Source organism: Pseudomonas sp. PDM24 (assembly GCF_019218905.1).
In the GTDB taxonomy this organism is placed as follows: Bacteria; Pseudomonadota; Gammaproteobacteria; order Pseudomonadales; family Pseudomonadaceae; genus Aquipseudomonas.
The window spans coordinates 275,650-299,650 of the sequence record NZ_JAHUWR010000008.1 but is presented as its reverse complement, the minus strand read 5'-3'; the positions used below and the strand labels follow the sequence as shown (position 1 = coordinate 299,650).

The following is a 24,001-nucleotide window of genomic DNA, read 5'->3' as shown; positions in this document are numbered from 1 at the left end:
CGAGGGCTTTATGGCTCGTACTACACCGATTAACCGCTACCGTAACATTGGTATCGTTGCTCACGTGGATGCTGGTAAAACCACCACCACCGAGCGCGTCCTTTTTTACACTGGCAAAAGTCACAAAATGGGCGAGGTGCATGACGGCGCCGCGACCACAGACTGGATGGTGCAGGAGCAGGAGCGTGGTATTACCATTACTTCTGCTGCCATCACCGCCTTCTGGCAGGGTTCCGAGAAGCAGCACAAGGACCAATACCGCTTCAACGTCATCGACACCCCGGGCCACGTTGACTTCACTATTGAAGTTGAGCGTTCCCTGCGTGTTCTCGACGGCGCGGTCGTTGTGTTCTGCGGCACCTCGGGTGTTGAGCCTCAGTCGGAAACCGTATGGCGTCAAGCCAACAAATACGGCGTTCCACGTCTTGTTTACGTAAACAAGATGGACCGTGCTGGTGCGAACTTCCTGCGCGTGATCGGTCAGATCAAGCAGCGTCTGGGTCACACTCCGGTGCCAATCCAGTTGGCCATCGGTTCCGAAGACAACTTCCAGGGCCAGATCGATCTGATGTCCATGGAAGCTGTTTACTGGAATGACGCTGACAAAGGCATGGTTCCAGTTCGCAAGCCTATCCCTGCTGAGCTGCAGGAACTGGCTGATGAGTGGCGCGGCAACATGGTTGAGGCTGCGGCCGAAGCCAGCGAAGAGCTGATGAACAAGTACCTCGAAGGTGAAGAACTCACCAACGCGGAAATCAAGGCCGCTCTGCGTCAGCGTACTATCGCTGGTGAGATCGTTCTGGCTGTTTGCGGTTCTTCCTTCAAGAACAAGGGTGTTCCCCTGGTTCTCGACGCCGTGATCGACTACCTGCCTGCTCCTACCGACATTCCTGCCATCAAGGGTACTGACCCGGATGACGAGACCAAGGAAATGGAGCGTCACGCAGACGACAGCGAGCCGTTCTCGGCTCTGGCGTTCAAGATCGCTACCGACCCATTCGTGGGTACCTTGACCTTTGTTCGAGTTTACTCGGGCGTGTTGGCCTCCGGCGACGGCGTGATCAACTCGGTTAAAGGCAAGAAAGAGCGTGTGGGTCGTATGGTGCAAATGCACGCAAACGCCCGTGAAGAAATCAAGGAAGTACGCGCTGGTGACATCGCGGCCTTGATCGGCATGAAGGACGTCACCACTGGTGAAACTTTGTGCAACGCTGACAAGCCAATCATCCTGGTTCGCATGGACTTCCCGGAGCCGGTTATTTCGGTTGCCGTAGAGCCTAAGACCAAGGACGACCAGGAAAAAATGGGTATCGCTCTGGGCAAGCTCGCTCAGGAAGATCCATCTTTCCGCGTCAAGACTGATGAAGAGACTGGTCAAACGATCATCTCCGGCATGGGCGAGTTGCACCTGGACATCCTGGTTGACCGGATGCGCCGTGAGTTCAACGTCGAAGCCAACATCGGTAAGCCTCAAGTTTCGTACCGTGAGCGCATCACAAAGAGCTGCGAGATTGAAGGCAAGTTCGTTCGCCAGTCCGGCGGTCGTGGCCAGTTCGGTCACTGCTGGATTCGTTTTGCTCCTGCTGACGAAGGTCAGGAAGGTCTGCAATTCCTGAACGAAGTAGTGGGTGGTGTGGTTCCTAAGGAATACATCCCGGCTATCCAGAAGGGTATCGAAGAGCAGATGAAGAACGGCGTTGTTGCCGGCTATCCGCTGATCGGCCTGAAGGCTACCGTGTTTGATGGTTCCTACCACGACGTCGACTCCAACGAGATGGCGTTTAAAGTGGCTGCTTCCATGGCAACCAAGCAACTGGCCCAGAAGGGCGGTGGTGAGTTGCTTGAGCCGATCATGGCGGTAGAGGTTGTTACGCCTGAAGACTATATGGGTGACGTGATGGGCGACCTTAACCGTCGTCGCGGCATGATCCTGGGTATGGAAGACACGGTCTCCGGCAAAGTGATTCGCGCCGAAGTGCCGCTGGGTGAGATGTTCGGTTATGCGACCGACGTTCGTTCCATGTCCCAAGGTCGCGCAAGCTACTCTATGGAATTCAAAAAATACAATACAGCTCCGTCGCATATCGTCGAAACTGTTACCAAAAAACAAGGCTGATTCAGCCCCTTTAGGCTAGGAGTTAATTGTCGTGGCTAAAGAAAAATTTGACCGTACCCTCCCGCACGTCAACGTTGGCACCATCGGTCACGTCGACCACGGTAAAACCACGCTGACCGCTGCTCTGACTCGCGTCTGCTCCGAAGTTTTCGGTTCGGCCGTTGTTGCTTTCGACAAAATCGACAGCGCTCCGGAAGAAAAGGCTCGTGGTATCACCATCAACACCGCGCACGTTGAATACAACTCGCTGATCCGTCACTACGCTCACGTTGACTGCCCAGGTCACGCTGACTATGTGAAGAACATGATCACCGGTGCTGCTCAGATGGACGGCGCTATCCTGGTTTGCTCGGCCGCTGATGGTCCGATGCCACAAACCCGTGAGCACATCCTGCTGTCCCGTCAGGTTGGCGTTCCGTACATCGTTGTCTTCCTGAACAAGGCTGACATGGTTGACGACGCTGAGCTGCTGGAACTGGTTGAGATGGAAGTGCGCGATCTGCTGAGCACTTACGACTTCCCAGGTGACGACACTCCGATCATCATCGGTTCGGCTCTGATGGCTCTGAACGGCCAAGACGACAACGAAATGGGCACCACTGCCGTTCGTAAACTGGTTGAGACTCTGGACAGCTACATTCCGGATCCAGTCCGTGTTATCGACAAGCCGTTCCTGATGCCAATCGAAGACGTATTCTCGATCTCTGGTCGCGGTACTGTTGTAACTGGCCGTATCGAGCGCGGTATTGTCAAGGTTCAGGATCCACTGGAAATCGTTGGTCTGCGTGACACTACCGTCACCACCTGCACCGGTGTTGAAATGTTCCGTAAGCTGCTCGACGAAGGTCGTGCTGGCGAGAACTGCGGCGTTCTGCTGCGTGGTACCAAGCGTGACGACGTTGAGCGTGGCCAGGTTCTGGTTAAGCCAGGTTCGGTTAAGCCGCACACCAAGTTCGAAGCTGAAGTCTACGTTCTGAGCAAGGAAGAAGGCGGTCGTCACACTCCGTTCTTCAAAGGCTACCGTCCACAGTTCTACTTCCGTACTACTGACGTGACTGGTAACTGCGAACTGCCGGAAGGCGTTGAAATGGTAATGCCAGGCGACAACATCAAAATGGTTGTCACCCTGATCAAGACCATCGCAATGGAAGACGGTCTGCGTTTCGCTATCCGTGAAGGCGGTCGTACCGTCGGCGCTGGCGTCGTAGCCAAAATCATCGAGTAAGCTCTTTTTTGAGTTAGCTTTGATGAGTTGAAAAAGCCTCCGCTTAGCGGGGGCTTTTTTATTGGGTTGACACCTATATGGGGCGTCTATAGAATTGCGCCTCCTTTTAACGGGCGTATTGCGCTCGGTGGGAATAGCAGCCGGAGTCTGAAATCCAATGCAAAATCAGCAAATCCGTATCAGGTTGAAGGCTTTTGACCATCGCCTGATCGACCAATCCACCCAGGAAATCGTGGAAACCGCGAAACGTACTGGTGCTCAAGTGCGTGGTCCAATTCCACTGCCTACCCGTAAAGAGCGGTTCACCGTTCTGGTTTCCCCGCACGTCAACAAAGACGCGCGTGACCAGTACGAGATCCGTACTCATAAGCGCGTTCTGGACATCGTCCAGCCAACGGATAAAACCGTTGATGCACTTATGAAGCTTGATCTTGCGGCCGGTGTGGAAGTGCAGATCAGCCTCGGCTAAGACTCGGTCTTAGTCGTGTAACGCTCTGAAATGGGCGGCCATAGCGGGTGAAAGCCCCGTACACTCATGAGGTTTACAACATGACTATTGGTGTAGTCGGTCGTAAATGCGGTATGACCCGTATTTTCACCGAAGAAGGTGTCTCCATTCCGGTCACGGTCATTGAGATCGAGCCGAATCGCGTCACCCAGTTCAAAACTGAAGAGACCGATGGCTATCGTGCAGTGCAAGTCACTGTAGGCGAGCGTCGTGCTTCGCGTGTTACAGCTGCTCAGGCTGGCCACTTCGCTAAAGCGAACGTTGCCGCTGGTCGTACCGTAATGGAATTCCGTCTTGAAGAAGGCGAGTACCAGGCCGGCGATCTGATCAACGCTGAAATCTTCGCTGCTGGTCAACTGGTTGATGTAACCGGTCAGTCCAAAGGTAAAGGCTTCCAGGGTACGATCAAGCGTTGGAACTTCCGCGGGCAAGATAATACCCACGGTAACTCCGTGTCCCACCGCGTTCCAGGCTCTATCGGCCAGTGCCAGACTCCTGGTCGTGTATTCAAGGGCAAAAAAATGTCCGGTCATATGGGCGCTGAGCGCGTGACCGTGCAGTCCCTCGAAGTAGTGCGCGTGGACGCTGAACGCAATCTGTTGTTGGTCAAGGGCGCTGTTCCTGGCGCTACTGGCGGCAACTTGGTTGTACGTCCAGCAGCCAAGGCTCGCGGTTAAGGGGAAGCTGACATGCAATTAAATGTAAATGACGCTCAAGCGATCGAAGTTTCCGAACTGACATTTGGCGGCGAATTCAACGAGACGCTGGTTCACCAAGCAGTCGTGGCCTACATGGCCGGCGGCCGTCAAGGTAGCAAGCAGCAAAAGACCCGTTCCGACGTTCGTGGTGGCGGTAAGCGCCCATGGCGTCAGAAAGGTACTGGCCGTGCTCGTGCCGGTACTATCCGTAGCCCAATCTGGCGTGGCGGCGGTACCACTTTCGCAGCTCGTCCTCAGGATCACACCCAGAAGCTGAACAAGAAGATGTATCGCGCAGCAATGCGTTCCATCCTTGCTGAGCTGGTGCGTACTGATCGTCTGGTTGTGGTTCAGGACTTCGCTGTTGATGCACCGAAGACCAAAGATCTGCTGAACAAACTGACCGGCATGGGCCTGACTGACGTCTTGATCGTGTCTGAAGTGGTTGATCAGAACCTGTACCTGGCTGCTCGCAACCTGCCGCACGTTGACGTACGTGACGTGCAAGGTTCCGATCCAGTTAGTCTGATCGCATACGACAAGGTGTTGATCACCGTGTCGGCCGTGAAGAAATTCGAGGAGCTGCTGGGATGAACCAGGAACGCGTATTTAAAGTTCTGCTTGGCCCGCACGTTTCCGAGAAGGCTACGGTTCTGGCTGACAAGAAAGGCCAGTTCGTTTTCAAGGTTGCAACTGACGCAACCAAGCTGGAAATCAAGAAGGCCGTCGAAAGCCTGTTCAGCGTGAAAGTAGAGCGTGTTACTACCCTGAATGTTCTGGGTAAGAGCAAGCGCACTGCTCGCGGTCTGGGCAAGCGTAATGACTGGAAGAAGGCAGTTATCTCCCTTCAGCCAGGCCAAGATCTCGATTTCAGCAGCAGTGCTGAGTAAGGAAGGGGTGCATCATGGCAATCGTTAAATGCAAACCGACTTCCCCTGGCCGCCGTTTTGTGGTCAAGGTGGTCAACCAGGAGCTGCATAAAGGCGCTCCTCACGCACCGCTGCTCGAGAAAAAATCGAAGACTGGTGGTCGTAACAACAATGGTCGTATTACCACTCGTCACATCGGTGGTGGCCATAAGCAGCATTATCGTCTGGTCGATTTCCGTCGCAACGACAAAGATGGCATCTCTGCCACTGTCGAGCGTATTGAATACGATCCAAACCGTACTGCTCACATCGCTCTGCTGCTGTACGCAGATGGCGAGCGTCGCTACATCATCGCCCCTAAAGGCGTGAGTGCTGGTGACCAGCTGATCGCAGGTGCTTTGGCGCCGATCAAGCCGGGCAACGCTCTGCAACTGCGTAACATTCCAGTTGGTAGCACCGTACACGGCATCGAATTGAAGCCAGGTAAAGGCGCGCAAATCGCTCGTTCCGCTGGTGCTTCGGCTCAGCTGATCGCTCGTGAAGGTGTCTACGTGACCCTGCGTCTGCGTTCTGGTGAGATGCGTAAAGTGCTGGCTGAATGCCGCGCGACCCTGGGTGAAGTCTCGAACTCCGAGCACAGCCTGCGTTCGCTGGGTAAAGCTGGTGCCAAACGCTGGCGTGGCGTTCGCCCAACCGTTCGTGGTGTTGCCATGAACCCGGTTGACCACCCACATGGTGGTGGTGAAGGTCGTACCTCTGGTGGTCGTCATCCGGTATCGCCATGGGGCTTCCCGACTAAGGGCGCGAAGACTCGTGGTAATAAGCGTACCGACAAAATGATCGTCCGTCGTCGCAAGTAAATAGAGGGATACGACAGTGCCACGTTCTCTGAAAAAAGGTCCTTTTATTGATCTTCACCTACTGAAGAAGATCGAAGTGGCGGCGGAAAAGAACGATCGCAAACCAGTTAAGACCTGGTCGCGTCGTTCGATGATCCTGCCACAAATGGTCGGTCTGACCATTGCAGTGCATAACGGTCGTCAACATGTTCCAGTTCTCGTGAACGAAGACATGGTCGGCCACAAACTGGGCGAGTTTGCCGGTACCCGCACATATCGTGGGCACGTGGCAGACAAGAAAGCCAAGCGTTAAGGGGTAAGGAACGATGGAAGTAGCCGCTAAGTTGTCGGGCGCTCGAATCTCCGCCCAGAAAGCCCGCTTGGTCGCCGACCAGATCCGCGGGAAGAAGGTGGGCGAAGCGCTCAACCTGTTGGCTTTCAGCAGTAAGAAAGCCGCCGAGATCATGAAGAAAGTGCTGGAGTCGGCCGTAGCCAACGCCGAGCATAACGAAGGCGCAGACGTTGATGACTTGAAGGTCAGCACCGTTTTCGTCAACGAAGGGCGTTCGCTGAAGCGAATCATGCCACGTGCCAAAGGCCGTGCTGATCGCATCGTCAAGCGGTCTTGCCATATCACTGTCAAGGTTGCTGACAAGTAACGGAGTCGAAGAGATGGGTCAGAAAGTACATCCCATTGGCATTCGCCTGGGAATCGTCAAGGAGCACACCTCCGTCTGGTACGCAGACGGTCGGACTTATGCGGACTATTTGTTCGCTGATCTGAAGGTGCGTGAGTATCTCCAAGACAAACTAAAAAGCGCGTCCGTAAGCCGTATCGATATCCATCGTCCGGCTCAGACTGCACGTATCACCATCCACACCGCTCGTCCAGGTATCGTTATCGGGAAGAAAGGTGAAGATGTTGAGAAACTGCGTCAGGACCTGACCAAGCAAATGGGTGTGCCTGTGCACATCAATATCGAAGAGATCCGTAAGCCGGAGCTCGACGGTATGCTGGTTGCGCAGAGCGTAGCTCAGCAGCTGGAGCGCCGCGTAATGTTCCGTCGCGCTATGAAGCGCGCTGTTCAGAACGCCATGCGCATTGGTGCCAAAGGCATCAAAATCCAAGTGAGCGGTCGTCTCGGCGGTGCTGAAATCGCACGTACTGAATGGTATCGCGAAGGTCGTGTGCCACTGCACACCCTGCGTGCCGACATCGACTATGCCAACTACGAAGCTCACACCACTTACGGTGTGATCGGTGTAAAGGTTTGGATCTTCAAAGGCGAAGTAATTGGTGGTCGCCAAGAAGAACTGAAACCACAAGCACCAGCGCCTCGTAAAAAAGCTGCTAAGTAAGGGGTACGCCAAATGTTGCAACCAAAGCGTACGAAGTTCCGCAAGCAGATGACAGGCCACAACCGTGGTCTGGCTCAGCGCGGTAGCAAAGTCAGCTTCGGCGAGTTCGCGCTGAAGTCTGTAGCTCGTGGTCGTCTCACCGCTCGTCAGATCGAGTCAGCGCGTCGTGCTCTGACCCGTCACGTTAAACGTGGCGGCAAGATCTGGATCCGTGTATTCCCGGACAAGCCTATTTCCAAAAAGCCACTCGAAGTTCGGATGGGTAAAGGTAAGGGTAGTGTGGAGTACTGGGTTGCCCAGATTCAGCCAGGCAAAGTCCTGTATGAAATCGAGGGTGTTTCTGAAGAGCTGGCGCGTGAGGCTTTTGCCCTGGCTGCTGCAAAGCTGCCGCTCGCCACCGCCTTTGTTAAACGGACGGTGATGTGATGAAAGCGAATGAACTTCGTGAAAAATCCGCACAGCAGCTGAACGAGCAACTGCTCGGCTTGCTGCGCGACCAGTTCAATCTGCGTATGCAGAAAGCAACTGGCCAGTTGGGGCAGTCTCATCTGCTCTCGCAAGTTAAGCGTGACATCGCTCGCGTGAAGACTGTGCTCAACCAGCAGGCAGGTAAGTAATCATGGCTGAAGCCGAAAAAACTGTCCGTACGCTGACTGGCCGTGTTGTCAGCGACAAGATGGACAAAACCATCACCGTTCTGATCGAGCGTCGCGTTAAGCACCCGATCTACGGTAAATACGTTAAGCGTTCGACTAAGCTGCACGCGCACGACGAAACCAATCAGTGCCACATCGGCGACAAAGTCACTATTCGTGAAACTCGTCCTTTGGCCAAGACCAAGTCTTGGGCGCTGGTTGATGTTCTCGAACGCGCTGTGGAAGTCTAAGGACTAGGGGTCGGAGAAATTATATGATTCAGACTCAATCCATGCTCGATGTGGCCGATAACAGCGGCGCTCGCCGTGTTATGTGCATCAAGGTGCTGGGTGGCTCCCATCGTCGTTACGCTGGTATCGGTGACATCATCAAAGTTACCGTGAAGGAAGCAATTCCTCGCGGTAAAGTGAAAAAAGGCCAAGTGATGACTGCTGTAGTAGTCCGCACTCGTCACGGCGTACGTCGTGCTGATGGCTCCATTATCCGCTTTGATGGCAACGCTGCTGTTCTTCTGAACAACAAGCAAGAGCCGATCGGCACCCGTATCTTTGGGCCAGTGACCCGTGAACTTCGTACTGAGAAGTTCATGAAGATCGTCTCGCTCGCCCCAGAAGTGCTGTAAGGAGATCCGACATGCAAAAGATTCGTCGTGACGACGAGATCATCGTGATCGCCGGCAAAGACAAAGGTAAGCGCGGTAAGGTGCTTAAGGTTCTCGCTGACGACCGTCTGGTCGTTGGTGGTCTGAACCTGGTTAAGCGTCATACCAAGCCAAACCCGATGTCGGGCGTACAAGGCGGTATCGTCGAGAAAGAAGCGCCACTGCACGCTTCCAACGTTGCCATTTTCAACGGCGAAACCAACAAGGCTGATCGCGTTGGTTTTAAAGTAGAAGACGGCAAGAAAATTCGTGTCTTCAAGTCGACCCAAAAAGCGGTTGATGCTTGAACACTGCTAGGTAGAAGACCATGGCACGACTAAAAGAGATTTACTGGAAGGAAATCGCACCGAAGCTTAAGGAAGAACTTAAGCTTTCGAACGTGATGGAAGTTCCACGCGTTACCAAAATCACCCTGAACATGGGTCTGGGCGAAGCAGTCGGTGACAAAAAAGTCATCGAGCACGCTGTTGCCGACCTGGAAAAGATCACCGGTCAGAAAGTCGTTGTGACTTACGCTCGGAAATCCATCGCTGGCTTTAAAGTCCGTGAAGGTTGGCCGATCGGCGTCAAAGTGACTCTGCGCCGTGAGCGTATGTATGAATTCCTGGATCGTCTGCTGTCGATCTCCCTGCCTCGGGTTCGCGACTTCCGCGGCCTGAATGCCAAGTCCTTCGATGGTCGTGGTAACTACAGCATGGGCGTTAAAGAGCAGATCATCTTCCCGGAAATCGACTACGACAAGATCGATGCTCTCCGCGGTCTGGACATTACCCTGACCACCACTGCCAAGAACGATGATGAAGGTCGCGCTCTGCTGCGCGCTTTCAAATTCCCGTTCCGCAACTGATTGGAGTAGGAAAATGGCCAAGATGAGCATGAAAAACCGCGAGCTGAAGCGTCAGCTCACGGTTGCCAAGTACGCCAAAAAGCGTGCAGCACTGAAAGCTATCATCGTTGATCTGAACGCAAGTCCAGAAGCGCGTTGGGAAGCTACAGTAGCTCTGCAGAAGCAGCCACGTGACGCAAGCGCTTCGCGCATGCGTAACCGCTGCCGCCTGACCGGTCGTCCACACGGCGTTTACCGCAAGTTCGGCCTCGGCCGTAACAAACTGCGTGAAGCTGCTATGCGTGGTGACGTACCTGGTCTGGTTAAAGCCAGCTGGTAAGCACTGTCAAAGTCTCGGTGTTCGGGATCGCAAGATCCTGACCATCGGTGACCTTGAACTTGAATCAAGCCCCTATTGGGGCTTGATTCATTTGTGGGGTGTGTCTAGAATACCCGGCTCGCCTGAGCCCGTGCTTTTTTCGTGCGGATGTACTCGGCGACACGTAGTAGCCGCAAGGCTAATTTTTTGTGTATTAGGAGCGTCTAGCCCATGAGTATGCAGGACCCGTTAGCGGACATGCTAACTCGAATCCGTAATGCCCAGATGGCTGAAAAGTCCGTCGTAAGCATGCCATCTTCTACTTTGAAGGTAGCTGTTGCCAAAGTCCTGAAGGACGAAGGTTACATTGCGGGTTATCAGATCAGCAGCGAAATCAAACCACTGCTGTCCATCGAGCTGAAGTACTTCGAAGGCCGTCCGGTCATCGAAGAAGTGAAGCGCGTTAGCCGTCCAGGCCTGCGTCAGTACAAGTCCGTCGATGATCTGCCAAAAGTTCGTGGCGGTCTCGGTGTGTCTATCGTCTCCACCAACAAAGGTGTGATGACGGATCGTGCTGCGCGCGCTGCCGGTGTCGGCGGCGAAGTTCTTTGCACTGTGTTCTAAGGGGGGATAAGCATGTCACGCGTCGCTAAGAACCCCGTTAAGCTGCCAGCCGGTGTCGAAGTCAAATTCGCAGGCCAACAGCTTTCGGTGAAGGGTGCCAAGGGTACTCTTGAACTGAACATCCATTCGTCCGTTGAGATCGTTGAAGAAGCCGGTGAGCTGCGTTTTGCTGCTCGCAATGGCGATCAACAGACTCGCGCAATGGCTGGTACCACTCGTGCGTTGGTTAACAACATGGTCCAAGGCGTAAGCCAAGGCTTCGAGCGCAAGCTCCAGCTGGTCGGTGTTGGTTATAAAGCGCAAGCAAAAGGCACAGTGCTGAACCTGGCTCTTGGCTTCTCGCACCCAGTGGATTATGAACTGCCGGAAGGCATCACCGCTGAGACTCCTAGCCAGACCGATATCCTGATCAAGGGCATCGATAAGCAGCTGGTAGGTCAAGTGGCCGCCGAGATCCGCGACTTCCGTCCACCAGAGCCGTACAAAGGCAAAGGTGTGCGCTACGCGGACGAAGTCGTCCGTCGTAAAGAAGCCAAGAAGAAGTAGGGCATAGCAAATGACCGACAAAAAAGTTACTCGACTGCGTCGCGCTCGCAAAGCACGCCTGAAAATGCACGAACTCGAAGTCGTGCGTCTCTGCGTGTTCCGCTCGTCGCAGCACATCTACGCCCAGGTCATTTCGGCCGACGGCAACAAAGTCCTGGCAAGTGCCTCGACTTTGGATAAAGAACTGCGTGATGGGGCCACTGGCAACATCGACGCGGCCACTAAGGTTGGCCAGCTGGTCGCTACGCGTGCTAAAGCCGCTGGCGTCTCGCAGGTGGCTTTCGACCGCTCTGGCTTCAAGTACCACGGCCGCGTCAAGGCGCTGGCTGATGCTGCTCGTGAAGCTGGGCTGGAGTTCTAAGTTATGTCAAATAACGACCAAAAGCGCGACGAAGGCTACATCGAGAAGCTGGTTCAAGTTAACCGCGTAGCCAAAACCGTTAAAGGCGGCCGTATCTTCACTTTCACCGCGTTGACCGTGGTTGGTGATGGTAAAGGGCGTGTTGGCTTCGGCCGTGGCAAGTCGCGTGAAGTGCCTGCTGCGATCCAGAAGGCAATGGAAGCTGCTCGCCGCAACATGATCCAAGTTGATCTGAACGGCACCACTCTGCAGTACGCAATGAAGTCCGCCCATGGCGCTTCGAAGGTGTACATGCAGCCTGCTTCTGAAGGTACCGGTATCATCGCTGGCGGCGCTATGCGTGCTGTCCTCGAAGTTGCTGGCGTTCAGAACGTTCTGGCCAAGTGCTACGGCTCGACTAACCCGGTAAACGTGGTTCACGCCACTTTCAAAGGTTTGAAAGCTATGCAGTCTCCTGAATCCATTGCCGCCAAGCGTGGCAAAAGCGTCAAGGAGATCTTCTGATCATGGCTACCGTTAAAGTTACGCTGATCAAAAGCATGACCGGCCGCATCCCTAACCACAAACTGTGCGTTAAGGGTCTGGGTCTGCGTCGCATCGGTCACACTGTAGAAGTACTTGATACTCCCGAGAATCGCGGGATGATCAACAAGGCTTACTACATGCTGCGTGTCGAGGGTTAATCGATGAAACTCAATGATCTGAGTCCAGCGCCGGGTTCCCGTCGCGAAAAGCATCGTCCGGGCCGTGGTATCGGTAGTGGTTTGGGCAAGACCGGTGGCCGTGGCCACAAAGGTCAGTCCTCCCGCTCCGGTGGCACCATTGCTCCAGGCTTTGAAGGCGGTCAACAGCCGCTGCATCGTCGCCTGCCGAAGTTCGGTTTCGTTTCCCTGAAAGCCATGGATCGCGCAGAAGTGCGTTTGTCCGAGCTGGCTAAAGTGGAAGGCGACATCGTCACCGTGCAGTCCCTGAAAGATGCCAACGTGATCAACGTCAACGTTCAGCGTGTGAAAATCATGCTGTCCGGCGAAGTTACTCGCGCTGTCACCATCGGAAAGGGAATCGGCGCCACCAAAGGTGCGCGTGCGGCTATCGAAGCAGCTGGCGGCAAGTTCGAGGAATAAATGGCTAAGCAAGGTGCTCTCTCTGCGCTCGGCAAAGGCGGTATGTCTGAACTCTGGGCTCGTCTGCGTTTTCTATTCTTGGCGATTATCGTCTACCGAATAGGCGCACACATCCCGGTTCCAGGTATCAACCCGGACCGACTCGCGGACCTGTTTCGACAGAATGAGGGGACCATTCTTAGCTTGTTCAACATGTTTTCCGGCGGCGCGCTGGAACGGATGAGCATCTTTGCACTGGGGATCATGCCGTACATTTCGGCATCGATCATCATGCAGCTGATGACCGCCGTCAGCCCGCAGCTGGAACAGTTGAAGAAGGAAGGTGAAGCTGGGCGTCGCAAGATCGCTCAGTACACCCGCTACGGCACTGTCGTTCTCGCTCTCGTTCAGGCAATTGGCATGTCCATTGGTCTGGCGGGGCAGGGCGTTTCGTTCACTGGTGACTTTGGCTTCCATTTCGTCGCGGTATCCACTTTTGTGGCTGGTGCGATGTTCATGATGTGGCTGGGTGAGCAGATTACTGAGCGTGGTGTTGGCAACGGTATCTCGATGTTGATTTTCGCAGGTATCGTCGCCGGTCTTCCGAGAGCGATCGGGCAGTCTTTCGAGTCTGCGCGTCAGGGTGATATCAACATTTTTGCCCTGGTTGCCATCGGTTTGCTGGCAGTAGCGATTATCGGTTTCGTGGTGTTCATTGAGCGTGGTCAGCGTCGTATTGCTGTTCATTACGCCAAGCGCCAGCAGGGCCGCAAGGTCTTTGCTGCGCAGACTAGCCACTTGCCGTTGAAGGTGAACATGGCCGGTGTTATTCCGGCCATTTTCGCGAGCAGCATTTTGCTGTTCCCGGCTTCGTTGGGTACCTGGTTTGGTCAGTCTGAAGGTATGGGCTGGCTGCAGGACATCTCGCAGTCGATCGCTCCTGGTCAGCCGTTGAATATTCTGCTGTTTAGTGCAGGGATTATTTTCTTCTGCTTCTTCTATACGGCGTTGATGTTCAATCCGAAAGACGTAGCGGAAAACCTGAAGAAGTCCGGTGCCTTTATTCCGGGCATCCGTCCAGGTGAGCAGTCTGCGCGCTACATTGATGGCGTTCTGACTCGTTTGACCCTGTTCGGTGCTCTATATATGACGGCCGTGTGTCTGTTGCCCCAGTTCCTGGTGGTTGCGGCAAACGTTCCGTTCTACCTTGGCGGGACCTCGTTGCTGATCGTCGTCGTGGTTGTGATGGACTTCATGTCCCAAGTACAATCGCACCTCGTTTCGCACCAGTACGAATCCCTGATGAAGAAAGCCAACCTGAAGGGTTACGGCAGCGGCATGTTGCGCTGAGTACCCATAAGGTTCGAGGAGTTGGTGATGAAAGTTCGTGCATCGGTGAAAAAGCTGTGCCGTAACTGCAAGATTATTCGCCGCGAAGGTGTTGTTCGAGTAATTTGCAGCGCGGAACCGCGTCACAAACAGCGCCAAGGCTGAGTGTGATTGTGCTTCAAGCCCGGCAGCTAGTGCGCTGCCGGGTTGATTATTTGTTATTACAGCGATATTATCTCGCGCCCTATTTCTTGGCTTCCGGGGCGTAGGTAGCTGTCAATTGGAGTCCCACTGAATGGCCCGTATTGCAGGCGTTAACATTCCAGATAACAAGCATACTGTTATCTCGCTGACCTACATCTATGGTGTTGGTCGCACTACTGCACAGAAAATTTGTGCAGTGACTGGGGTAAACCCAGCCGCAAAGATCAAAGATCTGAGCGACGAGCAGATTGAACAGCTGCGTGGCGAAGTGGCGAAGTTCACCACTGAAGGTGACCTGCGTCGCGAAATCAACATGAAAATCAAGCGTTTGATGGACCTCGGTTGCTATCGCGGTCTGCGTCATCGTCGTGGTCTTCCAGTACGCGGTCAGCGTACCAAGACTAACGCGCGTACCCGTAAAGGTCCGCGTAAGCCGATCCGCAAGTAATCGCCCCAGCGAATCGACAGGAAATTAATCATGGCTAAACCTGCTGCTCGTCCTCGTAAAAAAGTTAAAAAGACAGTGGTTGATGGCATCGCCCACATCCATGCTTCTTTTAACAACACAATCGTGACCATCACCGACCGTCAAGGCAACGCTCTTTCCTGGGCTACCTCCGGTGGTTCGGGTTTCCGCGGTTCCCGCAAGTCCACCCCGTTCGCTGCTCAAGTAGCTGCTGAACGTGCTGGTCAAGCTGCGCTGGAATACGGCCTGAAAAACCTCGACGTTAACGTCAAAGGTCCAGGCCCAGGTCGTGAATCCGCAGTCCGCGCTTTGAACGGCTGTGGCTACAAGATCGCCAGCATCACCGACGTGACGCCAATCCCGCACAACGGGTGCCGTCCGCCGAAGAAGCGCCGCGTGTAATCCAGGAGATTGTAAAGAATGGCTCGTTACATTGGTCCAAAATGCAAACTCGCTCGTCGCGAAGGCACCGATCTCTTTCTGAAGAGCGGCGTGCGCGCGATCGAATCGAAGTGCAACATCGAAGCAGCACCTGGTATTCACGGCCAACGCCGCGGTCGCCAGTCCGATTACGGCACCCAACTGCGTGAAAAGCAGAAGGTCCGTCGTATCTACGGCGTTCTCGAGCGTCAATTCAGCGGCTACTACAAAGAAGCTGCTGGCAAGAAAGGCGCAACTGGCGAAAACCTGTTGCAGCTGCTCGAATGCCGTCTGGACAACGTTGTATACCGTATGGGTTTTGGCTCTACTCGTGCCGAATCCCGTCAGCTGGTATCGCACAAGTCGATCAGCGTTAACGGTCAGACCGTAAACGTTCCGTCTTACCAGGTTCGTGCTGGTGACGTGGTCGCAGTTCGCGAGAAAGCAAAGAACCAACTTCGCATTGTCCAAGCTCTCGATCTGTGTGCCCAACGTGGCCGCGTAGAATGGGTAGAAGTAGACACTGAGAAGAAGTCGGGCGTTTTCAAGAACGTTCCTGCTCGCAGTGATCTGTCCGCCGACATCAACGAAAGCCTGATTGTCGAGCTCTACTCCAAGTAAGGGCTAGAAAATAGGTGCATCCATGCAGATTTCGGTAAATGAGTTCCTGACACCCCGCCATATTGATGTGCAGGTTGTCAGTCCAACCCGCGCCAAGATCACTCTCGAGCCTCTCGAGCGTGGTTTTGGCCACACCCTGGGCAACGCGCTGCGCCGCATCCTGTTGTCCTCAATGCCCGGCTGTGCAGTAGTCGAGGCCGAGATTGACGGTGTGCTCCATGAGTACAGCGCCATCGAAGGTGTACAGGAAGACGTAATTGAAATCCTGTTGAACCTTAAAGGTCTGGCTATCAAGCTGCACGGTCGAGACGAAGTTACGCTGACCTTGTCGAAGAAGGGTTCGGGGGTGGTTACCGCTGCCGATATTCAGCTGGATCATGATGTCGAGATCGTTAACCCCGATCACGTAATCGCTAACCTGGCGTCTAACGGCGCCCTGAACATGAAGCTCACCGTAGCTCGTGGTCGTGGTTATGAACCGGCAGACTCGCGTCAGAGCGATGAAGACGAAAGCCGCAGCATCGGTCGCTTGCAGCTTGACTCTTCGTTCAGCCCGGTTCGCCGTATCGCTTACGTGGTGGAAAACGCCCGTGTCGAACAGCGTACTAACCTGGACAAGCTGGTTATTGATCTGGAAACCAACGGTACCCTGGATCCTGAAGAGGCTATCCGCCGTGCTGCAACCATTCTGCAACAGCAGTTGGCTGCGTTCGTCGATCTCAAAGGTGACAGTGAGCCAGTGGTTGTCGAGCAGGAAGACGAGATCGATCCGATCCTGCTTCGCCCGGTTGACGATCTGGAACTGACTGTACGTTCGGCTAACTGCCTTAAGGCGGAAAACATCTACTACATCGGTGACCTGATTCAGCGTACCGAAGTAGAGCTGTTGAAGACTCCGAACCTTGGCAAGAAATCCTTGACTGAAATCAAGGACGTTCTGGCCTCCCGCGGTCTGTCCCTCGGCATGCGCCTCGACAACTGGCCGCCTGCAAGTCTTAAGAAGGACGACAAGGCGACTGCCTGATCGTCGTAATCACCGAACGTTGTGTTTGGTAAGGAATGAACCATGCGTCATCGTAAAAGTGGTCGTCACCTGAGCCGCACCAGCTCGCACCGCAAGGCCATGTTTCAAAACATGGCGGTGTCGCTGTTCGAGCACGAGCTGATCAAAACTACACTGCCAAAAGCCAAAGAACTGCGCCGCGTTGCTGAGCCGCTGATCACTTTGGCCAAGACAGACAGCCTGGCTAACCGCCGTCTGGCTTTCGACCGTACTCGTTCGAAAGCTATCGTTGGTAAGCTCTTCAACGACCTGGGCAAGCGTTACGCTACCCGTGAGGGTGGCTACCTGCGCATCCTCAAGTGCGGCTTCCGCACTGGCGACAACGCGCCTATGGCGTACGTCGAGTTGGTTGATCGTCCTGTCGGCGGTGAAGCTGTATCCGCTGAGTAAGACGTCAGTCTGAAACAAAGAACCGGGCCTAGTGCCCGGTTTTTTGTGCGTGTCAGAAAACGCGCTGTTCGTACAAGCTTCCTTGCGGTTCATGCCTTCAGTATATGAGCGGGATTGTTGGTAGTATTTTTCTATTGATGTCTGCAAATTAATGAATTTGTAGGTGCCATGATTGATGGTCAATACTCCCTCCCACGCCGATTAGCCGGCAGTTCCAAAACTGACAGAGGATGAGATCGCATGAGCCAAAACAAAACGCTTACGACCGCCAGTGGCGCTCCTGTCGCCGATAACCAGAATTCCCGCTCCGCCGGCCCTCGTGGCCCTTTGCTGCTCGACGATTTCCACCTGATCGAGAAGCTTGCGCATTTCAACCGTGAAAACATTCCTGAGCGTCGTGTACACGCCAAAGGTTCGGGTGCTTACGGTACGTTCACCGTAACTCGCGATATCACTCAATACACCAGTGCCAAGCTGTTTGAGTCCGTCGGCAAACAAACCCCGACATTCTTGCGATTCTCCACTGTGGGCGGCGAACGCGGTTCGGCTGACACTGAGCGTGATCCACGCGGTTTTGCCCTGAAGTTCTACACAGAAGAAGGCAACTGGGACATCGTTGGCAACAACACGCCGGTGTTCTTCATTCGCGACCCGCTGAAATTCCCCGACTTTATCCACACCCAAAAGCGCCTGCCGCAAAGCAACCTGAAAAGCGCGCAGGCGATGTGGGATTTCTGGTCGCATTCGCCTGAGGCGTTGCACCAGATCACTATCCTGTTCTCGGACCGCGGCATCCCTGACGGCTATCGCCACATGCATGGCTTCGGCAGCCATACCTACAGCCTGATCAACGCCAATGGCGAGCGTCACTGGGTGAAGTGGCACTACAAAACCAGGCAAGGGATCAAGAACCTCGCTCCGGCAGAAGCAGCACGCCTGGCGGGTACTGATCCGGATTACGCGCAACGTGATCTGTTCGGCGCCATTGAGCGCGGTGATTTCCCGAAATGGAGTGTCAATATCCAGATCATGACCGAGGCTCAGGCTGCGGCTCACTACGAGAACCCGTTCGACGTGACCAAGACCTGGTCGCAGAAAGAGTTCCCATTGATCGAGGTGGGTGAGCTTGAACTCAACCGCAATCCGCTGAACTACTTCGCTGAAGTCGAGCAGGCGGCGTTCGGCCCGAGCAACATGGTCCCGGGTGTCGGTCTGTCGCCTGACCGCATGCTGCAAGGTCGCGTGTTCGCTTACGCTGACGCTCACCGCTATCGTGTGGGGACCAATCACCAGCAGCTGCCGGTGAACGCGCCTCGCAGCCCGGTCAACACTTACCAGCGCGACGGCTCCATGGCGTTTGGCGCCAATGGCGGCGCAGCGCCGAACTACGAACCGAACAGTTACGTAGAATCACCGAAACAGGCACCGCGCTATGCGGAACCTGCTTTGGCCTTGGGCGGCGCGGCTGATCGTTACGATCATCGCGAAGACACCGACTACTACAGCCACGCCGGTGCGTTGTTCCGTTTGATGAGCGAGGAGCAGAAAAACCTGCTGATCAACAACATTGCCGGCGCAATGGCAGGAGTTTCCAGCGATGTGGTTGATCGCCAATTGCAGCATTTCTTCAAGGCCGACCCGGTGTATGGAGAAGCAATCGCAAAGGCACTCAACGTACAGCTTAACTAAGTCTAAACGATAAGCAGAACCGCCCTCATTTGGGCGGTTTTTGCGTTATTTAAGCTGCTTTTCTAAGAATATCTTCGCTTTTATAGCGTCGGGCGAGTGACCTTCCAGTCAGGTTGGTTCAAACTACAGACTTTAAAGCAGGGAGATGTAGGGCGATGCAAGGTCACCCAGACGTAATCGATTACCTCAACACGTTGCTGACAGGCGAACTGGCAGCCCGTGATCAATATTTCGTCCATTCGCGGATGTATGAGGACTGGGGTTTCACCAAGCTCTACGAACGTATCAACCACGAGATGGAAGAAGAAGCCGGGCATGCTGATGCCCTGATGCGTCGTATTCTGATGCTCGAAGGCACGCCTCGCATGCGTCCGGACGACCTTGATGTTGGCACCACTGTGCCGGACATGCTCGCCGCTGACCTGCGTCTGGAATACAAAGTCCGCGCCGCGCTCTGCAAGGGCATTGAACTCTGCGAGCAGCACAAGGACTATGTCAGCCGAGAGATGCTGCGGGTTCAGTTGCATGACACCGAAGAAGACCACACCTACTGGCTTGAAAAGCAGATGGGTCTGATCAAGTTGATCGGTCTCGAGAACTACCTGCAATCCCACGCCTGATTGCACCGATACAAAAAGCCCCTGTCACTGAGCAAGTGACAGGGGCTTTTTTTGGCGCCGGATTCAGGCCCGATCACGCTCCAGCAGTGGCTTGAGATAGAAGCCGGTATGCGACTGCTTCATCTCGGACACTTCTTCAGGCGTACCGACGGCAATGATCTGCCCACCCTTGGAACCACCTTCCGGTCCCAGGTCCACCAACCAGTCGGCGGTCTTGATCACGTCCAGGTTGTGCTCGATCACCACCACGGTATTACCGTGGTCGCGCAGACGATGCAGTACGTCGAGCAGTTGCTGGATATCCGCAAAGTGCAGGCCGGTAGTCGGTTCATCGAGGATGTACAGGGTCTTGCCGGTATCGCGCTTGGACAGCTCGCGAGACAGTTTTACCCGCTGGGCTTCACCGCCGGACAGCGTCGTCGCCGATTGCCCCAGCTTGATGTAGGAAAGGCCTACGTCCATCAGCGTCTGAAGCTTGCGCGCCAAAGCTGGAACGGCGTCGAAGAACACCCGGGCTTCCTCGATGGTCATCTCGAGGGTTTCGTGGATGCTCTTGCCCTTGTACTTGATCTCCAGCGTCTCGCGGTTGTAACGCTTGCTCTTGCAGACGTCGCACGGGACATAGATGTCCGGCAGGAAGTGCATTTCCACCTTGATCAGGCCATCGCCCTGACAGGCTTCGCAGCGTCCGCCCTTCACGTTGAAGGAGAAACGCCCCGGCCCGTAACCGCGGGAGCGCGATTCCGGCACGCCGGCGAACAACTCGCGAATCGGCGTGAACAGCCCGGTATAGGTTGCGGGGTTGGAGCGTGGGGTGCGACCGATCGGGCTCTGGTCGATGTCCACAACCTTGTCCAGATGTTCCAGGCCTTTAATGCTGTCGTGAGCAGCCGCTTCCAGCGTCGTTGCCCCATTGAGTGCGGTAGCGCTCAAAGGAAACAGTGTGTTGTTGATCAGCGTTGACTTGCCTGAACCGGAAACACCCGTCACGCAGGTCAACAGGCCGATCGGAATCTCCAGATCGACATTGCGCAAATTGTTTCCGCGAGCGCCCTTGAGGGCTAGCGACAACTTCTTGTTACGCGGCGTGCGTTTGGCTGGCACGGCGATCTTCACTCGCCCCGACAAGTACTTGCCGGTCAGCGAATCAGGGTGAGCCATGACCTCGGCCGGCGTACCTTCGGCGACGATATGCCCACCGTGTACACCCGCGCCCGGGCCGATATCCACCACATAGTCGGCCAGACGAATCGCGTCTTCGTCGTGCTCGACCACGATCACCGTGTTACCGATGTCCCGCAGGTGCTTGAGGGTGCCCAGCAACCGGTCGTTGTCCCGTTGGTGCAGCCCAATTGAGGGTTCGTCGAGGATATACAGAACCCCCACGAGGCCGGCGCCGATCTGGCTGGCAAGGCGGATACGCTGGGCCTCACCGCCGGACAGCGTGTCGGCACTGCGATCCAGTGACAGATAGTCCAGGCCAACGTTGACCAGGAACTGCAAACGCTCGCGGATTTCCTTGAGAATCTTGTCGGCAATCTCGCCACGGCGGCCGGTCAGTTTCAGTACGCCGAAATATTCACAGGCGTCGCCGATCGGCAGATTGGTTACCGCCGGCAAGGTCTTCTCGCCAACCCACACGTGCCGCGCCTCGCGACGCAGACGAGTGCCGCGGCAATCCGGGCAGGGCTGGGTGCTGAGGAATTTGGCCAGTTCTTCACGGACCGAAGCCGATTCGGTTTCGCGGTAGCGGCGTTCCAGGTTCGGCACGATGCCTTCGAACGGGTGCGAACGTTTGACGATGTCGCCACGGTCGTTCAGGTATTTGAAGTCGACGTTCTGCGAGCCACTGCCGTGCAGGATGAACTTCTGCTGATCGGCCGGCAGGTCGTTGAACGGCACTTCAAGGCTGAACTTGTAGTGCGAGGCCAGCGAGCCAAGCATCTGGAAGTAATAGACGTTGCGCCGGTCCCAGCCGCGGATCGCACCTTCGGCCAGGGTCAGTTCACCGTTCACCAGTCGTTTGGTGTCGAAGAACTGTTTAACCCCCAGACCATCGCAGGTCGGGCAGGCGCCGGCCGGGTTGTTGAAAGAAAACAGCTTGGGTTCCAGCTCGCTGATGGCGTGGCCGCAGATCGGGCAGGCAAAGCGCGCGGAGAAGATGATTTCTTCGCCGGGCTCGTCATCCATTGGCGCCACAAGAGCGATACCGTCCGCCAGTTTCAGCGCGGTCTCGAACGACTCGGCCAGGCGTTGTTGCAAATCGGCCCGGACCTTGAAGCGATCGACCACAACATCGATCGAGTGCTTCTTCTGTTTATCCAGCTTCGGCAACTCGTCCAGCTCACAAAGCCTGCCGTTGACCCGGGCCCGCACAAAACCCTGGGCGCGCAGTTCTTCGAAGACCGAAAGATGTTCGCCTTTGCGCTCGCGGATCACCGGGGCCAGCAGCATCAGTTTGCTGCCCTCCGGTTGTGCCAGCACCAGGTCGACCATCTGGCTGACGGTCTGGGCTTCCAGCGGAATGTCGTGATCCGGGCAGCGCGGAATACCAACGCGAGCATAGAGCAGGCGCAGGTAGTCGTAGATTTCGGTAATGGTGCCAACCGTCGAGCGCGGGTTGTGCGAGGTCGACTTCTGTTCGATGGAGATCGCTGGCGACAGACCTTCGATGGTGTCGACGTCAGGTTTTTCCATCATCGACAGGAATTGCCGGGCGTAAGCCGACAGCGATTCGACATAACGGCGCTGGCCTTCGGCGTACAGCGTGTCGAAGGCCAGGGACGACTTGCCGGATCCGGACAGGCCGGTGATGACGATCAGTTTGTCCCGTGGCAGGGTCAGGTCGATGTTCTTCAGGTTGTGGGTTCGGGCCCCACGAATCAGGATCTTGTCCAAAGTGGCCTCGCTCGGCGGGCGTCGAAAACGTAGGAGTATACGGCCAAATACTGGATGGATGCACACTATCAAATGCGGGGTGCGCAGCCTTGCATGAAGACTGCGTCATCTGTGCGCGTCATAGCGTCGCGATATACCCCGTCAATCGATGGGACTGGTAGAATCGCCGCCGGTTCACATGAGGTTTTTCCATGCACGATCCCCACAGCGAACGCATGAGTGGCAGTGAGACCCGCGCAGCAAGCGGTCTGGCCCTGGTGTTCGCCTTCCGTATGCTTGGCATGTTCATGGTGTTGCCGGTTCTGGCGACCTATGGGATGGACCTGGCAGGAGCGACCCCGGCCCTCATCGGGTTGGCGATTGGCGCTTACGGCCTGACCCAGGCGATCTTTCAGATTCCTTTTGGCTTCATTTCCGATCGCATCGGTCGTCGTCCGGTGATTTACCTGGGGCTGATCATCTTCGCCTTGGGGAGTGTGCTGGCGGCCAATGCCGATTCGATCTGGGGCGTTATCGCCGGACGTATCTTGCAAGGTGCCGGGGCGATTTCTGCGGCGGTGATGGCGTTGCTGTCAGACCTGACCCGGGAACAGCATCGGACCAAAGCCATGGCCATGATCGGCATGACGATTGGTCTGTCGTTCGCTGTCGCCATGGTTGTAGGCCCGTTGCTGACCCGTGTCTTCGGTCTGTCCGGGTTGTTCTTCGCCACCGGTGGCATGGCGCTGGTCGGCATCGTCATCGTGATGTTCATGGTGCCGCGTGCAACCGGGCCGTTGCAGCACCGCGAGTCCGGCGTTGCGCGCCAGGCGCTGATACCGACACTCAAGCATCCGGACCTGCTGCGCCTGGACCTGGGTATTTTTGTGTTGCACGCGATGTTGATGTCGAGCTTCGTTGCGTTGCCCCTGGCCCTGGTCGAAAAAGCCGGACTGCCCAAAGAGCAGCATTGGTGGGTGTACCTGACCGCGTTGCTGATTTCCTTCTTCGCCATGATCCCGTTCATTATCTATGGCGAGAAGCGACGCAAAATGAAACGAGTTTTGCTCGGTGCCGTCGTGACGCTGATGTTCACTGAGCTATTCTTCTGGCAGTTCGGCGACAGCTTGCGGGCTCTGGTGATTGGTACGGTGGTGTTCTTCACCGCGTTCAATCTGCTGGAAGCCTCCTTGCCATCGTTGATCAGCAAGGTTTCACCGGCAGGCGGCAAGGGCACAGCGATGGGGGTATATTCCACCAGTCAGTTCCTCGGTTCGGCACTGGGCGGGATCCTCGGCGGCTGGCTGTTCCAGCATGGCGGTTTGTCGGTTGTGTTCCTGGGATGTGCCGGGCTGGCTGCACTTTGGTTAGCCTTTGCTGTTACCATGCGTGAACCTCCGTATGTGACGAGCCTGCGCTTGCCGTTGTCGCCCGAAGCGATTCGTGAAGCTGGCCTGATCGAGCGCCTGAAGGCCGTCGTTGGAGTAACCGATGCAATCGTGGTTGCCGATGAAGCGGCGATTTACATCAAACTGGACACCGAATTATTGGATCGCACTACCCTGGAGCGTCTGGTGAACAACCCGGCCGCGACAGCGTGCGAAGCCTAGGA

At 55.5% G+C, this 24,001-nt stretch carries 34 protein-coding genes; 33 read left to right on the top strand and 1 reads right to left on the bottom strand.

The genetic code is table 11. From position 1 onward, the window contains the following. The first annotated feature begins 10 nt into the window (after positions 1-10). The 32 genes from fusA (at position 11) to bfr (ending at position 19,512) form a co-directional block, all read left to right on the top strand. Positions 11-2,116 (top strand): elongation factor G, encoded by a 2,106-nt coding sequence (gene fusA, locus KW837_RS24775; protein WP_007896659.1) that lies wholly within the window; start codon positions 11-13, stop codon positions 2,114-2,116. Positions 2,117-2,147: 31 nt separating this feature from the next. Next, positions 2,148-3,341 (top strand): elongation factor Tu, encoded by a 1,194-nt coding sequence (gene tuf / locus KW837_RS24770; RefSeq protein WP_007896660.1) that lies wholly within the window; start codon positions 2,148-2,150, stop codon positions 3,339-3,341. A gap of 157 nt (positions 3,342-3,498) precedes the next feature. Next, positions 3,499-3,810: a 30S ribosomal protein S10 gene (gene rpsJ, locus KW837_RS24765; RefSeq protein ID WP_003186070.1), complete on the top strand. Its 312-nt coding sequence runs from the start codon at positions 3,499-3,501 to the stop codon at positions 3,808-3,810. Positions 3,811-3,890: 80 nt separating this feature from the next. Further along, positions 3,891-4,526, top strand: coding sequence for a 50S ribosomal protein L3 (gene rplC, locus KW837_RS24760; protein ID WP_003186059.1), 636 nt, complete (start codon positions 3,891-3,893; stop codon positions 4,524-4,526). Positions 4,527-4,538: 12 nt separating this feature from the next. Further along, positions 4,539-5,141, top strand: a complete 603-nt coding sequence (rplD, locus tag KW837_RS24755) for a 50S ribosomal protein L4 (protein ID WP_007896707.1) — start codon at positions 4,539-4,541, stop codon at positions 5,139-5,141. Then, positions 5,138-5,437: a 50S ribosomal protein L23 gene (gene rplW, locus KW837_RS24750; protein WP_002555488.1), complete on the top strand. Its 300-nt coding sequence runs from the start codon at positions 5,138-5,140 to the stop codon at positions 5,435-5,437. The genes rplD and rplW overlap by 4 nt, the downstream gene beginning before the upstream one ends. 14 nt (positions 5,438-5,451) lie before the next feature. Beyond that, positions 5,452-6,276, top strand: coding sequence for a 50S ribosomal protein L2 (gene rplB / locus KW837_RS24745; protein ID WP_003176423.1), 825 nt, complete (start codon positions 5,452-5,454; stop codon positions 6,274-6,276). Between the two features lie 16 nt (positions 6,277-6,292). Continuing rightward, on the top strand, positions 6,293-6,568 hold the full coding sequence (rpsS, locus tag KW837_RS24740; RefSeq protein WP_002555486.1) for a 30S ribosomal protein S19: 276 nt from the start codon (positions 6,293-6,295) through the stop codon (positions 6,566-6,568). Between the two features lie 13 nt (positions 6,569-6,581). Then, entirely contained in the window at positions 6,582-6,914 is a 333-nt protein-coding gene (gene rplV, locus KW837_RS24735; RefSeq protein ID WP_003103908.1) for a 50S ribosomal protein L22, read from the top strand. Between the two features lie 13 nt (positions 6,915-6,927). Beyond that, on the top strand, positions 6,928-7,614 hold the full coding sequence (rpsC, locus tag KW837_RS24730) for a 30S ribosomal protein S3 (RefSeq protein WP_003176422.1): 687 nt from the start codon (positions 6,928-6,930) through the stop codon (positions 7,612-7,614). Between the two features lie 12 nt (positions 7,615-7,626). Beyond that, positions 7,627-8,040: a 50S ribosomal protein L16 gene (rplP, locus tag KW837_RS24725; protein WP_007896757.1), complete on the top strand. Its 414-nt coding sequence runs from the start codon at positions 7,627-7,629 to the stop codon at positions 8,038-8,040. Then, positions 8,040-8,231, top strand: a complete 192-nt coding sequence (gene rpmC / locus KW837_RS24720; protein ID WP_002555481.1) for a 50S ribosomal protein L29 — start codon at positions 8,040-8,042, stop codon at positions 8,229-8,231. The genes rplP and rpmC overlap by 1 nt, the downstream gene beginning before the upstream one ends. Positions 8,232-8,233: 2 nt before the next feature. After that, a complete protein-coding gene (gene rpsQ, locus KW837_RS24715; protein ID WP_003176419.1) occupies positions 8,234-8,500 on the top strand; it encodes a 30S ribosomal protein S17 in 267 nt (88 codons plus the stop codon). Between the two features lie 23 nt (positions 8,501-8,523). Beyond that, positions 8,524-8,892 carry a 50S ribosomal protein L14 gene (gene rplN, locus KW837_RS24710; RefSeq protein ID WP_002555479.1) on the top strand — a complete coding sequence of 123 codons (369 nt, stop codon included), beginning with the start codon at positions 8,524-8,526 and terminating at the stop codon, positions 8,890-8,892. Positions 8,893-8,903: 11 nt separating this feature from the next. After that, on the top strand, positions 8,904-9,218 hold the full coding sequence (gene rplX, locus KW837_RS24705) for a 50S ribosomal protein L24 (RefSeq protein WP_007896770.1): 315 nt from the start codon (positions 8,904-8,906) through the stop codon (positions 9,216-9,218). A gap of 20 nt (positions 9,219-9,238) precedes the next feature. Further along, the gene (gene rplE, locus KW837_RS24700) at positions 9,239-9,778 is read left to right on the top strand and encodes a 50S ribosomal protein L5 (RefSeq protein WP_003176415.1); all 540 of its coding nucleotides are present in this window, start codon (positions 9,239-9,241) and stop codon (positions 9,776-9,778) included. A 13-nt stretch (positions 9,779-9,791) separates the two neighbouring features. Further along, a complete protein-coding gene (rpsN, locus tag KW837_RS24695; protein ID WP_003176414.1) occupies positions 9,792-10,097 on the top strand; it encodes a 30S ribosomal protein S14 in 306 nt (101 codons plus the stop codon). A gap of 210 nt (positions 10,098-10,307) precedes the next feature. Beyond that, positions 10,308-10,700, top strand: a complete 393-nt coding sequence (rpsH, locus tag KW837_RS24690) for a 30S ribosomal protein S8 (protein WP_003186040.1) — start codon at positions 10,308-10,310, stop codon at positions 10,698-10,700. Positions 10,701-10,712: 12 nt separating this feature from the next. Further along, complete coding sequence (gene rplF, locus KW837_RS24685) at positions 10,713-11,246, top strand: 50S ribosomal protein L6 (RefSeq protein WP_003176412.1); 534 nt, start codon at positions 10,713-10,715, stop codon at positions 11,244-11,246. A 10-nt stretch (positions 11,247-11,256) separates the two neighbouring features. Next, positions 11,257-11,607, top strand: coding sequence for a 50S ribosomal protein L18 (gene rplR, locus KW837_RS24680; RefSeq protein ID WP_003186037.1), 351 nt, complete (start codon positions 11,257-11,259; stop codon positions 11,605-11,607). A 3-nt stretch (positions 11,608-11,610) separates the two neighbouring features. Next, on the top strand, positions 11,611-12,111 hold the full coding sequence (rpsE, locus tag KW837_RS24675; protein ID WP_003186035.1) for a 30S ribosomal protein S5: 501 nt from the start codon (positions 11,611-11,613) through the stop codon (positions 12,109-12,111). Positions 12,112-12,113: 2 nt separating this feature from the next. Then, positions 12,114-12,290, top strand: a complete 177-nt coding sequence (gene rpmD, locus KW837_RS24670; RefSeq protein WP_003186033.1) for a 50S ribosomal protein L30 — start codon at positions 12,114-12,116, stop codon at positions 12,288-12,290. Between the two features lie 3 nt (positions 12,291-12,293). After that, positions 12,294-12,731 carry a 50S ribosomal protein L15 gene (gene rplO / locus KW837_RS24665; RefSeq protein WP_007896782.1) on the top strand — a complete coding sequence of 146 codons (438 nt, stop codon included), beginning with the start codon at positions 12,294-12,296 and terminating at the stop codon, positions 12,729-12,731. Then, a complete protein-coding gene (gene secY / locus KW837_RS24660) occupies positions 12,732-14,060 on the top strand; it encodes a preprotein translocase subunit SecY (RefSeq protein WP_008073883.1) in 1,329 nt (442 codons plus the stop codon). A gap of 27 nt (positions 14,061-14,087) precedes the next feature. Beyond that, positions 14,088-14,204 (top strand): 50S ribosomal protein L36, encoded by a 117-nt coding sequence (rpmJ, locus tag KW837_RS24655; protein ID WP_002555468.1) that lies wholly within the window; start codon positions 14,088-14,090, stop codon positions 14,202-14,204. A 130-nt stretch (positions 14,205-14,334) separates the two neighbouring features. Next, the gene (rpsM, locus tag KW837_RS24650) at positions 14,335-14,691 is read left to right on the top strand and encodes a 30S ribosomal protein S13 (protein ID WP_003186020.1); all 357 of its coding nucleotides are present in this window, start codon (positions 14,335-14,337) and stop codon (positions 14,689-14,691) included. 30 nt (positions 14,692-14,721) lie between these two features. Then, the gene (gene rpsK / locus KW837_RS24645; RefSeq protein WP_002555466.1) at positions 14,722-15,111 is read left to right on the top strand and encodes a 30S ribosomal protein S11; all 390 of its coding nucleotides are present in this window, start codon (positions 14,722-14,724) and stop codon (positions 15,109-15,111) included. 18 nt (positions 15,112-15,129) lie between these two features. Continuing rightward, positions 15,130-15,750: a 30S ribosomal protein S4 gene (gene rpsD / locus KW837_RS24640; RefSeq protein WP_003176404.1), complete on the top strand. Its 621-nt coding sequence runs from the start codon at positions 15,130-15,132 to the stop codon at positions 15,748-15,750. A gap of 22 nt (positions 15,751-15,772) precedes the next feature. Then, positions 15,773-16,774: a DNA-directed RNA polymerase subunit alpha gene (gene rpoA / locus KW837_RS24635; RefSeq protein WP_003186012.1), complete on the top strand. Its 1,002-nt coding sequence runs from the start codon at positions 15,773-15,775 to the stop codon at positions 16,772-16,774. Between the two features lie 42 nt (positions 16,775-16,816). Continuing rightward, the gene (gene rplQ, locus KW837_RS24630; RefSeq protein ID WP_007896790.1) at positions 16,817-17,203 is read left to right on the top strand and encodes a 50S ribosomal protein L17; all 387 of its coding nucleotides are present in this window, start codon (positions 16,817-16,819) and stop codon (positions 17,201-17,203) included. A 240-nt stretch (positions 17,204-17,443) separates the two neighbouring features. After that, positions 17,444-18,892 (top strand): catalase, encoded by a 1,449-nt coding sequence (locus tag KW837_RS24625; protein WP_218398904.1) that lies wholly within the window; start codon positions 17,444-17,446, stop codon positions 18,890-18,892. A 155-nt stretch (positions 18,893-19,047) separates the two neighbouring features. Further along, positions 19,048-19,512 (top strand): bacterioferritin, encoded by a 465-nt coding sequence (gene bfr / locus KW837_RS24620; protein WP_007896795.1) that lies wholly within the window; start codon positions 19,048-19,050, stop codon positions 19,510-19,512. 63 nt (positions 19,513-19,575) lie between these two features. Here the strand turns inward: bfr and uvrA are convergent, their stop codons facing one another. Beyond that, positions 19,576-22,410 (bottom strand): excinuclease ABC subunit UvrA, encoded by a 2,835-nt coding sequence (gene uvrA, locus KW837_RS24615; RefSeq protein ID WP_008008903.1) that lies wholly within the window; start codon positions 22,408-22,410, stop codon positions 19,576-19,578. A gap of 191 nt (positions 22,411-22,601) precedes the next feature. On the opposite strand from uvrA, the gene KW837_RS24610 reads away from it, so the two are divergent. Then, positions 22,602-23,999, top strand: a complete 1,398-nt coding sequence (locus tag KW837_RS24610; protein ID WP_095054556.1) for an MFS transporter — start codon at positions 22,602-22,604, stop codon at positions 23,997-23,999. The last annotated feature ends 2 nt before the right edge of the window (positions 24,000-24,001 follow it).